This window comes from Frigoribacterium sp. PhB116, assembly GCF_004364285.1.
In the GTDB taxonomy this organism is placed as follows: domain Bacteria; phylum Actinomycetota; class Actinomycetes; order Actinomycetales; family Microbacteriaceae; genus Frigoribacterium.
The window spans coordinates 85,278-99,176 of the sequence record NZ_SOBE01000001.1 but is presented as its reverse complement, the minus strand read 5'-3'; the positions used below and the strand labels follow the sequence as shown (position 1 = coordinate 99,176).

Below are 13,899 nucleotides of genomic sequence, written 5' to 3'. Positions count from 1 at the left end.
GTCTTGTCCCTTCACGCGTATTTCTTCTCCACGTCGACGAGCGGAGAGGCCGCGGCGCGGGCGGGCACGGGCCGGAGCGGAGCGCGATCGCGGGAAGCGGCGACGCATGCCGGGAGCTACGCGGCGCGCCGGCGACGTGCGCGCACCTGGCGCCGCACGAACTGGATCACGGCGAGCACGATCATCGCGGGCACCAGCACCGACAACAACCCGCTGAGGCCGTTCTCGAGCATGCCCAGCGACACCATGTCGTCGGTGACCTGCCGGGCGCCGACGATCAGTGCGACCCCGACGAGGGCCGTGACGAGCGACAGCACGGCGGCGAGCCCGAAGACCCGGAGGCCGTCGCCGCGCACGATCTGGATCAGCCCGTCGAGCAGGAACGATCCGATCAGCGGCAACGCGACCGCGAGGAGCAGGACTCCCACGATCATCAGCAGCAGGCCCATGAGGCCGGTGGCGTCGAACACACGACCCCCTCTCGTCGCAGCGACCCTAGCGACGTCGTCTGGGCGACCCCTGCCGTCCAGCCGTGAGCGAGCCCAGGAGCGCGACCCGCGCCTCCTCGGCCCCGGTCAGCAGGTGCGGGAGACGACCAGGCAAGATGGTCACGCGATACTCGTCACCCGCACCAGCCCGTCCCGCACCGACCCGATCCCGTGAGGACCGCCGTGAACACCCAGCCCGAGGGCGTGCCCGCCCTGTTCGGCATCGTCCAGCTCGCCCTGACGCTCGGAGCCGTGGTGCCGCTGGCCGTGGCCGTGCTGGCCGTCGTGCTCTTCGTGCCCAGGCAGAGGAGGCGCGCCACGGCGGACGACGCCCGTCGCCTGCACGACCTGGCTCGCGTCGCCCTGCTCGGCTCGGGCCTCGCGACCGCGGCACTGCTCATCGGCCGGCTCGTGACGTCGGCGTCGGGCGGCGCCTCGTTCGTGTCGGGGGTGTCGTCGCCGCTGCTGGCGGTCGCGATGCTGACGGTGGTCGTCTCCGGGGTGCTGTTCTTCGTGGTGGCGACCAAGCCGCAGGACTGAGGCTCGCGACACGGCCCGACGCCTCGACGGCGCTCTGGCCGGCCGTCTCAGCCCCGGGGCTGAGACTCGCGCGGCCGGGTGTCGCATGGTCCGACCGGTCTGTATCGTTGCGCGGCATGGACTCCCCGTCGCCCCCGCCGTCGCCTTCGCCGTCGCCGTCTCCGGCGAGGCGTGGCCGTGTGCGCGTCGCCCGTGTCGTGGCCGTGCTCGGCGGACTCGTGGGCGTCACCGCAGCGATCCTGCTCGTGAGCGTGCCGTGGGCCGAGCCGGGGCCGATCGCCGCCGCGACGGCGCTGGCGGTGACGGTCCCGACGGCGGGTGCGGTCGGAGCCGTCGCTGCGGTGACGACGGTGCTCCCCTCGAGCGAGCCGTCAGAGCACGAGGCCGTCGACGTCGCCCTGCTGGTCGTCGACGTGGCCGTGGTCGTGCTCGTGCTGCCGGCCATCTGGCTGGTCGGCGTCCTGCTCGGCGGCCCCTGAGCCCGGTTCTGGCCTGCCGTTCCTCCTCCGAGCGACGCAGCCGTCGAGCGTCCACAGGCGACGCCGCCCGAGTGGGGTCGGACGCCTCCTCGCCCTAGCGTCGTCATCCATGCCCTCCTCGTCGCACTCCGAGCGACCCACGGCAGACGAGTTCGACTCGGACGCGGCGACGCGTCTCCGGATGAGCCGCATCCGTCGTCGCGACACGAGGCCCGAGTGGCTGCTGCGAAGAGCCCTCCACGCCCGCGGCTGGCGCTACTTCGTCGACCGACCGGTGCGGGGCGTGAGCCGGGGCCGACCCGATCTGCTGTTCCCGCGTCTCCGGGTGGCGGTCTTCGTGGACGGCTGCTTCTGGCACTTCTGCCCGGCGCACACCCACCTCCCCCGGTCCAACGCGACGTACTGGCACGCGAAGCTGCTCGCCAACCGGCAGCGCGACGCCCGTCACGACGCCGAGCTGACGCGGGCGGGCTGGCGCGTGGTGCGTGTCTGGGAGCACGAACCTGCCGGGGTCGCCTTGGCGACCGTCGAGGCCGTCCTCGTCGCCGCGCAGCACGCCCGAGCCGCCGCGAGGCGAAAGACGACGTGAGAGCGACAAGACGACGCGATGTTCCGCGTTGCCTTGTCGTCTTCGGGTCGCCTAGCCCGGCTGCTGGCCCGGCTGGCTGCCCTCGACGAGCTCGATGAACCGCGACAGCAGCCCGAGACCGGCGATCGAGGTCGGCATCGACGACGCCAACGCCGGCGAGTGCACGAGCCACGCCGCCCACTTCGCGCGCGAGATCGCCACGTTCAGCCGGTTCGGCATCAGCAGGAAGTCGAGCCCCCGTGGGATGTCGGCCGCCGACGACGCGGCGAGCGACACGATGGCGACGACCGCCTCCCGACCCTGGAACAGGTCGACCGTGCCCACGGTCGCGCCGGCGTAGCCCGCGCTGTCGAGCAGCTCACGGATCACCGCGCCCTGCGCGTTGTAGGGCGCGACGACGATCACGTCGTCGTCGGTCAGCGAGCGGCTGCCGTGCTCGTCGGTCCAGCGGCGGCCGACGACGTCGCGCACGAGCTCGACGACCCGCTGGGCCTCGTCGACCGACGACGTCGTGTCGCCCGCGTGCACGACCGGCGCGACGTGCAGCCCCGGCTCGACTCCCTCGAGCAGCCGGGACGGAGCGCGCGACTCGAGCTGCCCCGCGTACGAGAGCCGCGACACCGGCGCCGTCACCGCAGGGTGCATCCGGAACGTCCGCGACAGGAAGTACCCGAGCTCGGCGGGCAGCACGTCGTGCCCGTCGGCCACCCAGCCGAGCGCCGACTCGTCCACGGGCTCGGGGTGCGAGCCCTGGCTGACCTGCGGCAGCTGCTGCGGATCGCCGAGCAGCAGGAGGCGCTGGGCCGCCACCGAGGAGGCGATGGTCGGGGCCAGCGAGAACTGCCCGGCCTCGTCGACCACCAGCAGGTCGAGCGACCGGCGCGCGATCGTGTCGCCGTTGGCGAAGGTCCACGCCGTGCCGCCGACGACGCCGCCGGTCTCGCCGGCCCCGGCGAGGAAGCCGGCCACCGCGGCGCCGTCCTTGACCGGGGTCCAGGCCGCCGCCTCCAGCGTCTCGGCGTCGGTGCCCTTCTTGGGCACCTTGACGACGCGCGAGGAGTCGACGCCCTTGGCGACGACCGCCTCGAGGAAGTTCTCGACGACCGCGTGCGACTGCCCGACGACGCCGACGCGCCAGCCGTGCTCGCTCACGAGGCGGGCGACGACGGTCGAGCCGACGTAGGTCTTGCCCGTGCCGGGAGGCCCCTGCACGGCGAGGTACGAGCGGTCGAGACCGAGCAGCGTGCGGGTCACGGCCGCCACGGTGTCGTCACCGACGACGGGCACGACTCCCCCGCGCGGCGGGATCCGGCGCAACAGGTCGAGCGCCGGGTCCGGCCGCATCGCCGGCAGCTCGTCGAGCAGGGCGCGGCCCCACCCCGAGATGGCCTCGGGCTGCGGGGCCGCCCGAGGCGGCGCGGCGGGAGTCAGCGCGAGCGGGAACTGGTGGTGCGGCTCGCCGCCGCTCGCCAACGACTCCTTGACGAGCAGGACGACGCTGTCGCCGTCCGCGTCGACGTCGAGCACCGTGGCACGACCGGACGCACCGCGGAGGCCGGGCCCGGCGGCGCGGACAGTGGGCGGCAGCGGCGCGTCGTAGACGAGGTGCGGCGACGGACCGCCTGCGCTGAGACGGCTGCCCGGCCCGAGCGAGCCGACGAGGCGCAGGTCGCGCGAGAGGGTGCGGGCCCGCGGCAGCTTCTCCCAGTCGCGGACGACCTCGGTACGCTCGACGACGAACACGTCGCGGGTGTCGCCCCACTCGTCGACCGGGCCGCGGAGGCGGTCGAAGTGCTCCTGCCAGAAGGTCTTGGCCTCGCGCCGGTGGTAGTCGATCGCGGCCGCGGCGAGCGCCAGCGCCGTCTGGTCGGCGTCGCGGTCGAGCGGGTCGACGTCGGCCAGCAGGGCGGCGAGCTCGACGAAGACGGGGTCGGGCTCGGCCTTCACCCGCTCGTCGTCGACGAGCGGCAGCAGGTCGTCCGAGGCCTCGACGTCGGTGGTCGCGGCGAAGCCGAGCAGCCAGTCGCGCAGCCGCAGGGTCGAGCGGCAGTCGTACTCGTTGTAGTCGGCGACCTGGTCGAGCCGGGCCTGACCGGACGGGTCGCCGGCGCGGAGGGCGGTGATCGCCTCGACGTAGGCCGTGATGCTGTCGGCGGCGTTCACGACACCTTCGCCGTCGCGCAGGTCGGCCCCCATGTAGAGCGGCTCGAGCTTCTTGATCGAGTAGCTCCGCGAGCCGACCAGCAGCGCCTTGCGGACGATCGGGTAGAGGTCGACGAGCACGCCGTCGCGCAGCAGGTCGTCGACCTCCTCCTCGCCGACGCCGTGCCGGGCGGCGAGCGACAGCAGGTGCGTCCGCTCGTAGGAGGCGTAGTGGTAGACGTGCATGCCCGGGTGGGCCGCGCGTCGCTCGCGCACGTACGCGAGGAACGCGACGAGCGCACGTCGCTCTTCTCGGAGGTCGTGCGCCCAGAACGCGGTGAACCGTGCCTCCTGGTCGACGAGGCCGAAGAGGTAGTCGAGGCCCCACACGCTGCTGTCGCCCTCGGTGTACAGCGGGTCGCCCTCGAAGTCGAAGAAGACGTCGCCGGGGTCGGGCGCGGGGATCGCGGCGAGCGACGCGGCGTCGACGAGACGCACCTCGGGTCGGCCGTGCTCGCTCGCCAGCTGCAGCTGCGCCTGGCCCCGGAGGCGCGCGAGGGCGGCGCCGCCCACTCCCGGCACGCTGCCGGTGCTGACCGCCAGTTCGTCGATGCTGTGCACGCCGGCGTCGTTCAGCCGGGAGCGCTGCGAGAGCGTCAGCCCGGCGACGAGCACGAGGTCGCGGTGCAGCTCGACCTGCGCCGAGCACTGCGAGCAGCGGCCACAGGCGGTGATGCCCGGGGCGCCCCAGGCCAGGGGCTCGGTCGCGCGCACCCGCTCGGCGACCACCGCCCGGAGCTGCGCCCGCTGAGCCCGGAACACCGGTGCGATGTCGGCGAGGTCGTGGGTGGACCGCGACCCGTCGCCGAGCACGAGGTGCACCTGCGCGCCCACCGGGATGCCGAGCGCCTCGATCTGCTCGGCGTAGGCGGCGAGCTGCAGCAGGGCGGGGATCTTGGCGTGCCGCGCCAGCTTCGTGTCGTACACCTCGTACTCGCCGGCGTCGTTCCGCACCAGGAAGTCGCTGAACCCGATGAACGACCCGTCGAAGAACGTCGCCTGGTAGAGCACGTCGGCACCGGCCCGCATCGCGTCGGCCGCCGCCCGCGCCGCCGCGGGGTACTCGTCGCGGGACGGCCGCTCGAACTCGACGACGTCGTGCGTCGCGCGCAGCTGCTCGAGGAACCGCACCTCGTGGTCGTCGCCGAGCCGAGCCGTGCGGTCGAGCATCGCGTCGGCCTCGTCGACCACCGCGTCGATCCGCCCCAGCTTCGCGTCGAGCCGGCGCAGGAACGCCCACTCGCACGCGGCCCAGGTCGTGAGGTCGGTGGGGCTCGTCACCACGGTGTCGTCGGCGATGTAGATGGGGGCCTCCTCGTGCAGGTCCGGCCGGGCGACGAGCGTCGCGGGGCGTGCTCGACACCGTAGCGGCCGCCTCCGACACGACCCGGCAGCAGGCCGGCCAGCAGACCGGGCGGGACGCCGACCCGCACGCTCGTCGGCAGGCCGACCCGGTGCTTCAGCCCTTGCGCTGGGCCCGGTACGCGACAGGCGTCAGCCCGTGCACTGCTCGGAACTGCCGCGAGAAGTAGAACGGGTCGACGTAGCCCACCCGGTCGGCCACGAGCCCGACGGGCAGGTCGGTCGTGTCGAGCAGCTCCCGGGCCCGCGCCATGCGGAGCTGCGTCTGGTACCGGAGCGGCGTCGACCCCGTCTCCTGCTTGAAGCGGGCGGCGAAGTGCGAGGGGCTGAGCCGGGCCAGCGCGGCGAGCTCGTCGACGGAGACGCGTTCCGTCACGTGCTGCCGCAGGTACTCCTGGGCCTGCTCCACGGCCGACTCGCGGGGGCTGCCGACACGCCGCTCCGAGCAGAGCAGCGCCATGAGGTGCCAGGCGGCGCCGGAGGCGGCGAGCACGCTGGCGAACGTCTGGTCCCGTTCCATCGCCTGCACCACCTCCTCGATGAGCGCGACCACGCGGTAGACGTCCGAGAGCTGCCGCACGGGAGCCGACGACGAGAGGCCCGCCACCCGGAGGAACTCCGCGAGGTCGCGGCCGTCGAGGTGCAGCCACCACAACGTCCAGGGCGACGCGTCGCCCGAGCCGTACTCGTGCGGCGCGTCCGGCGGGACCACCACGACCTGGCCGGCGGCCACCTCGTGACGGATGCCGTCGACGACGCACCAGCCGGCGCCGCGGACGCAGACGAGCACGACGCTCTGCGGCACTCCTTCCAGCCGGGCCATGCCGTGCGCCCTGGCCTCGGGGAAGTACCCGGCGTCGGTCACGACGAGGTGCGACGTGCCGGGCCGTGCCAGGGCCGCCCGGACGCGGGGGCGAGGCATGACGAGCAGGCGCTGCCCGGGGAAGCCGTCCTCGATGGTCATCCCGCCATCATGGACGCGCGTCGTGGTTTCGTCCAGGCATGCCGCAGGATCGGTCGTTCCGGAGGCGTCGACCGCCTCCGTACGCTGGCCTCATGCTCACCGCCGAGTCGAGGTTGACTCTTCCCCCCGTGCCCGCTGACCAGGCCTCGGCAGGCGTCGCCGCCTGGTCGGAGCCCCTCGTCGTCGACACGTACCTGCCGGGCGAGCCCGACCGGTACCCGGCCTTCCTCGACTCCCGCGTCTACCAAGGATCGTCCGGGCGGGTCTTCCCGCTGCCGTTCCACGAGAGCATCGAGCCCGAGAAGCGGCCGTACGCCTGGGACGCGGTCCACCTCGAGAACCCGTGGCTGCGCCTCGTGATCCTGCCCCAGCTGGGCGGGCGGATCCACGTCGCCTACGACAAGACCGCCGACTACGACATCTTCTACCGGAACAACGTCGTGAAGCCCGCCCTCGTGGGCCTGGCCGGTCCGTGGATCTCCGGCGGCGTCGAGTTCAACTGGCCCCAGCACCACCGCCCCGCGACGTTCCTGCCGACCGACGTGTCGATCGAGCGCGAGGCCGACGGGGCCGTCACCGTCTGGTGCTCCGACCACGACCCGTTCGCCCGGATGAAGGGCATGCACGGCATCCGCCTCCGGCCCGACTCCTCCCTGATCGAGGCTCGGGTGCGGTTGTTCAACCGCAGCGACGAGACGCAGACGTTCCTCTGGTGGGCCAACGTCGCCGCCGCCGTGGGCGACGACTACCAGTCGTTCTTCCCCACCGACGTCCGTCACGTCGCCGACCACGCGAAGCGGGCCGTCGTCGACTTCCCCCGGGTCGCCGGCGAGTACTACGGCGTCGACTACCCCGCCCGCGTCGACGCCGACCGCCCCGACGCCGACCGCCTCGACTGGTACCGCAACATCCCCGTGCCGACCTCGTACATGGTCACCGCGACCGACGACGACTTCTTCGGCGGCTACGACCACGGCCGTCGTGCCGGCTTCGTGCACTGGGCCGACCGGGCGATCTCCCCCGGCAAGAAGCAGTGGACCTGGGGCGACGCGCCCTTCGGCTGGGCCTGGGACGACAACCTCACCGACTCGGACGGCCCCTACGTCGAGCTGATGGCCGGCGTCTACACCGACAACCAGCCCGACTTCTCGTTCCTCGCCCCGGGCGAGACCAAGACCTTCAGCCAGTTCTGGTACCCGATCACCGAGATCGGGCCCGCGCACCAGGCCACGAGGGACGCCGCGATGCGCCTCGACCTCGCCGACGCCGGCGACAGCAGCAGCGACCGCGCCCCCGTCCTCCGCGTCGGCCTCGCCGTGACGCATGTCCACGACGAGGTCGACGTCGTCGTCCTGTCGCCTGACGGGTCCGTGCTCGACCGGCACCGCGCCTCCGTCGCTCCGGGCCTGCCCGCCGTGCTCGACTGCGCCCTGCCCGCCGGCACGACGCTCGGCGGGCTCGTCGTCGAGGCCCGAGCCGACGGCCGCCTCCTCGTGGCCGTCGACGGTCGCGACGTCCTCGCGCAGCTCGACGCGGAGGCGCGGGCGGCCGACACGAGCAACGCCGACGGAACGGACGAGACGGACGCCGCCCCGGCCGCAGCCGTCGCCCCGCCCGCGCCCGCCGACGTCGCGACGGTCGACGAGCTGTTCCTCGTCGGCCAGTACCTGCAGCAGTACCGGCACGCGACGCGTTCGCCCGAGCCGTACTGGCGCGAGGCCCTCCGCCGCGACCCGGGCGACGTGCGCGTGAACGTGGCCCTGGCGACGCGGCTGCACGACACGGCCCGGTACGACGAGGCCCTCGCCCTGCTCCGCACCGCGGTCGCGCGGCAGCTCGCCTGGGCGCCCAACCCGGCCGACGGCGAGCCCCTCTACCGTCTCGGGCTCACGCTCACGCGGCTCGGCCGGACCACAGAGGCGAAGGAGGCGCTGGCCAAGTCCGGCTGGAACGCGGCCTGGGCGGCCCCCGCGTCGCTGGCCCGGGCCCGGCTGCTCGGACGCTCCGACCCGGCCGCGGCCGAGCAGCTGCTGCGCGACGTGCTGCGACGCGACGCCGACAACCTGCAGGCGCGTGACCTCCTCGTCCTCGTCCTCCGCGCGCTGGACCGGCGCGACGAGGCCGACGCCCTGCTCGACGAGACGTTGGCGCTCGACCCGCTCGACCAGTGGGCCCGGCACCTCGCCGGACGCGTGCTCTCCGACGACGCCCCCACCCTGCTCGACGTCGCGCTCGAGTACGGCTCCGCCGGCTGGCTCGACGAGGCGCTGTCGGTGCTCGACCTGGCGCAGGCGCAGCTCTCCCGCGCCGCGCAGGGGCAGGTGAACGTCGGGCCCCTGCTCGGCTACCACCGCGCCTCCTTGCTGGCCCGTGCCGGTCGTGCCGACGAGGCCCGCCGTGCGCTCGTCGCGCTGCACGCCGTCGACGCGATCCGCTGCCTCCCCTCGCGGCTCGACGACGTCGCCGTCCTCGTCGAGGCCGTGCAGGTCGATCCTGCCGACGGACTCGCCTGGTCACTGCTCGGCAGCTGGTTCTACGCCCACGGCCGCGGGGCCGACGCCGCCGACGCCTGGCGCCGGGCGCTCGAGGGCGACGTCGACGACGCGCAGGCCGCGGTCGCCGAGCGCAACCTCGGCATCGCCGCCTACAACGTCGAGCACGACCCCGAGCTGGCCGCGACGCACTTCGAGGCCGCCCGGCGCCGTCGTCCCGACGACTCCCGGCTGCTCTTCGAGGCCGACCAGCTCGCCGAGCGCCGCGGCACGGCCCCGGCCGACCGCCTCCGTGCCCTCGAGCTGCGTCCCGACCTCGTCGACGAGCGAGACGACCTCAGCGTCGTCCGGGCCCGGCTGCTCACCCTCATCGGTCGGCACCACGACGCGATCTCCGCGGTGGCCGCACGCCGGTTCCAGCCCTGGGAGGGCGGCGAGGGCCAGGTGCTCGGCGTCTGGGAGGCAGCCCAGCTGGCGGCCGCCGGCGAGGCCCTCGCGGCGGGTGACGCAGCAGAGGCTCGTGCCCGTGTCGAGTCCGCACTCGAGCCCCCGGCGAGCCTGGGCGAGGCACGTCACCCCCTCCAGACGACGGCGGAGCTGCACCTCGCCCTCGGCGACGCGCTGACCGCGCTCGGCGACGACGCGGGGGCTCGCGCCGCCTGGCAGCAGGCCGCGGCCGCCACCGGCGACTTCGCCGGCATGGCGACCCAGGCCTTCACCGAGCGGAACGCCGCCGCCGTCACCGCGCTGACCCGCCTCGGCGCGGACGGCGAGGCGCGGGCGCTGCTCGCCCGGTTCGACGCCTTCATCGATGAGCTCGCCGCGACCCCGGCCGAGGTCGACTACTTCGCGACCTCGCTGCCGACGATGCTCCTGTTCCAGGACGACCCGCAGGACGTGCGCGACGCCGAGGTGCAGCGGCTCCGGGACGTGGTCCGCGACCTGCGGACCGACCTCGCGACCGACCGGCCGCGTCGCTCCTCCCCCGTCCCGTCCGTCTCCCCTGTCTCCACACCCGACCCGACCGCCCCCGCGATCACGACCGGCGACGACGCCGGTCGCCCCTAGGAAGGAACCATGACCATGACGACACGCACCAGGACGCGACGCCGCGTCCTCTCCGCGGCCGCGCTGCTCGCGGCCGCCGCCGCCCTCGCCGGCTGCTCGATCCCGACCGCCGACGGCGGCGAGGGCGGGGCCGAGCGGATCGGCGCCCTCTACCTCGACTCGCAGGGCTTCTACGGAGGCGTCAAGAAGGGCGTGCAGGACGCGGCCGACGCCGACTCCAAGAACGTCGACTTCCTCGAGTCGACCTCGGCGGGCGACGTCTCGAAGGAGAGCTCGTTCATGAACACGCTGACCTCCTCCGGCGTCAGCGCCATCATCATGTCGGCCGTGTCGACCGACGGCAGCGTCCCCGCCGTCCGCCAGGCGAGCGAGGCCGGCATCCCGGTGATCTGCTACAACACCTGCGTCAGCGACGACGCCGTCGACCAGTACGTGACGGCCTGGGTGCTCGGCGACCCGCTGAAGTTCGGCGGCGACCTCGGGAAGCAGGCCGCGGCGTACTTCACCGAGGCCGGCATCACGGCGCCCAAGATGGGCGTCATCAACTGCGAGCAGTACGAGGTCTGCCAGCAGCGCTACAAGGGCTTCTCCGAGGCACTGACCGCCGCGCTGCCCGGCACGGTCTTCGTCGCCAACCAGGAGGGCGCCGAGGTCGACACGGCCGTGTCGACCGCCGAGCAGATGCTCAGCGCGAACCCCGACCTCGACGGGCTCTACGGCGAGGCGGGAGGCGCGACCGTCGGTGCGTACAAGGCGGTCCAGACCCGCGGCCTCACCGGCCAGGTCGCCGTCTTCGGCTCGGACATGACGAGCGACATCGCGGCTGAGCTGGCCGACGGCTCCGTGCTCAAGGCGGTCGTCGACATCAGCGGCATCGAGGCCGGCAAGCTCGCCTTCGCCGCCGCCCAGGACGCGATCGACGGCACGACGCCCGACGACAAGGTCGTCGCCGCGCCGATCGACCTGTACCTGCCGGCCGACGCCGCAGGCTGGTCCGAGACCCACCCCGACGGCCTCCCCTGATCGGCAGGAGGAGCCCGGCGACCCGTCGGGCTCCTCCTCGTCCGTTCCCCCTCTCCACCACCCGATCCACGGAGGATCCCCTTGTCAGAGTCGACAGCCGCCACCCCGGCCGTGCCGCTCGATCCCGAGCGCGACCGCGGCGCGCCCATCGCCGAGGCCCGCGGCGTCAGCCAGGTCTACCCCGGAGTCACCGCCCTCGACGGGGTCGACTTCGCCGTCCACGCCGGCGAGGTCCGCGCCCTGCTCGGCCAGAACGGCGCCGGCAAGTCGACGCTGATCCGCCTGCTCAGCGGCGTCGAGACCCCGACGACCGGCGAGGTGCTGCTCGGCGGTCAGCCGCTGGGCGACGGCGGGGTGACCGCCGCCTCCGCCGCGGGGGTCGCCACCTGCTACCAGGAGCTCAGCCTCGTCCCCGGCGTCACGGTCGCCGAGAACCTCGCCATGGGCCGCTGGCCCCGTGGCCGGTTCGGCATCGACACCCGCGTGATGGTCGAGCGGGCCCGCACCACGTTCGAGCGCCTGGGAGCCGACATCGACGTGCACGCCGAGGTGGCCGGGCTGACGCTCGCCCAGCAGCAGATCGTCGAGATCGGGCGGGCGCTGCAGGACGACCCGCGTCTCCTCATCCTCGACGAGCCGACCAGCGCCCTGGCCGCCGCCGAGGTCGACCTCGTGCTCGACACCGTGAAGCGGCTCGCCGCGCAGGGCGTCGCCGTGCTCTACGTGAGCCACCGGATGGACGAGATCCGGCAGATCGCCGACACCGCGACCGTGATGCGCAACGGCAAGGTCGTCGAGACCGTCTCCATCGCCGGCAGCGACACCGCGCACATCATCGAGCTGATGATCGGCGCCGACCCCGAGGAGCGCTCCGTCGCCACCCGCCCGGTGACCACCGGCGAGGTGCTGCTCAGCGTCGCCGACCTCGACGTGGCGCCGAAGCTCCGCGGCGTCAGCTTCGAGGGCCGTGCCGGCGAGGTGCTCGGCATCGCCGGGCTGCTCGGCTCGGGCCGCACCGAGCTGCTGCAGGCCATCGCCGGGTTCCGTCCCGCCGCCTCCGGCACGATCTCGATCGCGGGCTCCGTGGTCGACCGGCCGACCGCCTCCCGCATGCTGTCGCTCGGCGTCGGCATGACGCCGGAGGACCGCAAGGGCCGAGGCGTCGTGCCCGGTCTCGGCATCGACGAGAACATCGTGATGAGCGACTTCGCGAAGGTCAGTCGAGGAGGCGCACTGTCGGCCGGCGCGATCGCCACCGCCACGCGGGCCCTGGCCGAGAAGCTCACCATCAAGGCGCACGACCTGTCGCGCCCGATCAGCACCCTCAGCGGCGGCAACCAGCAGAAGGCCGTGATCGCCCGCTGGCTGCACGCCGACAGCCGCGTGCTGCTGCTCGACGAGCCCACCCGCGGCGTCGACGTCGAGGCGAAGGCGCAGATCTACGAGATCATGCGCGCCGTCGCCGACACCGGCAAGCTCGTCGTCTTCGTCTCGAGCGAGATCGAAGAACTGCCGCTCGCCTGCGACCGCGTCCTCGTGCTCCGTGACGGCGGGCTCCGCGAGGAGTTCCGCGCCCCCGACATCTCCCTGCCCGTGCTGCTCCAGGCCTCCATGGTCTCGAGCTAGAGAAGGACGATCCGATGACCACCACGCTCGACCCCACGACCGCCCCGGCCCCGGGACGCGGAGGCGCGCCCCGCGACTCCGCCCTCGGCCGCGTCCGCGACGCGTTCCGCCGCAACACCACGCTCGTCAACATCGTCGGCCTGCTCGTCGCGATCGTGCTGCTGTACCTCTACCTCATGTTCAACGCGGTCGGCTTCTTCACGATCGCGAACCAGAGCGGACTGCTCCGCGACGCCGCCCTGATCGGCATCGCCGCCACCGGCATGACCCTCGTGATCATCGCCGGCGAGATCGACGTGAGCACGGGCCCCGCCGTCGCCCTGTCGTCGGTGATCGTCGCCGTGGCCATGACCCAGTGGGGGCTGCCGGCCCTGCTCGCCATCCTCATCACGCTCGTGGTCGGGGCCGGCTGGGGCGCCCTCGCCGGCGTGCTGCGCGCCCGGTTCCTCGTGCCGTCGTTCATCGCGACGCTGGGGCTCTGGAGCGTGCTGCGCGGCCTCGGCCAGTTCGGCACCGACGCCCTGCCCGTGCCGCTGCCGCTCGACGAGCCGGTGATGCCGTTCCTCACCGGGACGATCGTCGGCGTGCCGACCCCGGCGGTCATCATGATCGTCGCGTTCCTGGTCTTCGCGTTCGTCGCCCGCAAGACCGCCTTCGGCCGCTCGGTCTTCGCCATCGGCGGGAACGCCGCGGCAGCACGCCTGGCCGGCATCAAGGTCGCCCGGGTGCGCGTGATCCTGTTCGCGATCATGGGCATGCTCGGTGCGCTCAGCGGAGTCCTGCTCGCCGCGCGCCTCGGCTCCGGCAACGCCGGCGCCGCCAACGGCCTCGAGTTCGACGTCATCGCGGCGGTCGTCATCGGCGGCACGGCGATGTCGGGCGGGCGCGGCAGCCTCGTCGGCACGTTCCTCGGCGTGATCTTCATCACCCTGATCGGCAACGGGCTCGTGCTGCTCGGCGTCGACTCGTTCCTCCAGAGCGTCGTGCGCGGTGTCATCATCGTGCTCGCCGTCCTCCTCAACGTCACCCTGTCCCGCAAGCGCGGGTCGATCGAAGAGAGCTAGGC

Annotated in this window: 10 protein-coding genes; 7 read left to right on the top strand and 3 right to left on the bottom strand. The window is 73.4% G+C overall.

Translation table 11 applies throughout. The annotated features are described in order from the left end of the window. Positions 1 to 116: 116 nt before the first annotated feature. Positions 117 to 470 (bottom strand): hypothetical protein, encoded by a 354-nt coding sequence (locus tag EDF20_RS00415; RefSeq protein WP_133737383.1) that lies wholly within the window; start codon positions 468 to 470, stop codon positions 117 to 119. Positions 471 to 671: 201 nt separating this feature from the next. Here EDF20_RS00415 and EDF20_RS00410 point away from each other — a divergent pair, with 201 nt between their 5' ends. The 3 genes from EDF20_RS00410 to EDF20_RS00400 all read left to right on the top strand — a co-directional run bounded on the left by EDF20_RS00410 (position 672) and on the right by EDF20_RS00400 (position 2,096). Then, positions 672 to 1,028, top strand: a complete 357-nt coding sequence (locus tag EDF20_RS00410; protein WP_133737382.1) for a hypothetical protein — start codon at positions 672 to 674, stop codon at positions 1,026 to 1,028. Between the two features lie 179 nt (positions 1,029 to 1,207). After that, a complete protein-coding gene (locus EDF20_RS00405) occupies positions 1,208 to 1,507 on the top strand; it encodes a hypothetical protein (RefSeq protein ID WP_123545408.1) in 300 nt (99 codons plus the stop codon). A gap of 109 nt (positions 1,508 to 1,616) precedes the next feature. Beyond that, entirely contained in the window at positions 1,617 to 2,096 is a 480-nt protein-coding gene (locus EDF20_RS00400; RefSeq protein ID WP_133737381.1) for a very short patch repair endonuclease, read from the top strand. Positions 2,097 to 2,147: 51 nt separating this feature from the next. On the opposite strand, the gene EDF20_RS00395 is transcribed toward EDF20_RS00400, so the two are convergent. Together EDF20_RS00395 and EDF20_RS00390 are read right to left on the bottom strand one after the other, a co-directional pair. Beyond that, positions 2,148 to 5,579: a TM0106 family RecB-like putative nuclease gene (locus EDF20_RS00395; RefSeq protein WP_347876477.1), complete on the bottom strand. Its 3,432-nt coding sequence runs from the start codon at positions 5,577 to 5,579 to the stop codon at positions 2,148 to 2,150. Positions 5,580 to 5,757: 178 nt separating this feature from the next. Continuing rightward, the gene (locus tag EDF20_RS00390; protein ID WP_133737379.1) at positions 5,758 to 6,624 is read right to left on the bottom strand and encodes an AraC family transcriptional regulator; all 867 of its coding nucleotides are present in this window, start codon (positions 6,622 to 6,624) and stop codon (positions 5,758 to 5,760) included. Between the two features lie 128 nt (positions 6,625 to 6,752). Here EDF20_RS00390 and EDF20_RS00385 point away from each other — a divergent pair, with 128 nt between their 5' ends. The 4 genes from EDF20_RS00385 to EDF20_RS00370 all read left to right on the top strand — a co-directional run bounded on the left by EDF20_RS00385 (position 6,753) and on the right by EDF20_RS00370 (position 13,897). Further along, positions 6,753 to 10,184: a DUF5107 domain-containing protein gene (locus EDF20_RS00385; protein WP_243833316.1), complete on the top strand. Its 3,432-nt coding sequence runs from the start codon at positions 6,753 to 6,755 to the stop codon at positions 10,182 to 10,184. 9 nt (positions 10,185 to 10,193) lie between these two features. Beyond that, on the top strand, positions 10,194 to 11,207 hold the full coding sequence (locus EDF20_RS00380) for a substrate-binding domain-containing protein (RefSeq protein WP_208292563.1): 1,014 nt from the start codon (positions 10,194 to 10,196) through the stop codon (positions 11,205 to 11,207). A gap of 81 nt (positions 11,208 to 11,288) precedes the next feature. Then, positions 11,289 to 12,833 carry a sugar ABC transporter ATP-binding protein gene (locus EDF20_RS00375; protein ID WP_133737377.1) on the top strand — a complete coding sequence of 515 codons (1,545 nt, stop codon included), beginning with the start codon at positions 11,289 to 11,291 and terminating at the stop codon, positions 12,831 to 12,833. A 14-nt stretch (positions 12,834 to 12,847) separates the two neighbouring features. Continuing rightward, a complete protein-coding gene (locus EDF20_RS00370; RefSeq protein ID WP_192041510.1) occupies positions 12,848 to 13,897 on the top strand; it encodes an ABC transporter permease in 1,050 nt (349 codons plus the stop codon). Positions 13,898 to 13,899 lie beyond the last annotated feature (2 nt).

What these genes read in the sequence shown, in the direction of transcription:
- EDF20_RS00400 (WP_133737381.1), top strand. Translation starts at nt 1,617, where the DNA reads ATGCCCTCCTCGTCGCACTCCGAGCGACCCACGGCAGACGAGTTCGAC.
- EDF20_RS00370 (WP_192041510.1), top strand. Translation starts at nt 12,848, where the DNA reads ATGACCACCACGCTCGACCCCACGACCGCCCCGGCCCCGGGACGCGGA.
- EDF20_RS00390 (WP_133737379.1), bottom strand. Translation starts at nt 6,624, where the DNA reads ATGACCATCGAGGACGGCTTCCCCGGGCAGCGCCTGCTCGTCATGCCT.
- EDF20_RS00380 (WP_208292563.1), top strand. Translation starts at nt 10,194, where the DNA reads ATGACCATGACGACACGCACCAGGACGCGACGCCGCGTCCTCTCCGCG.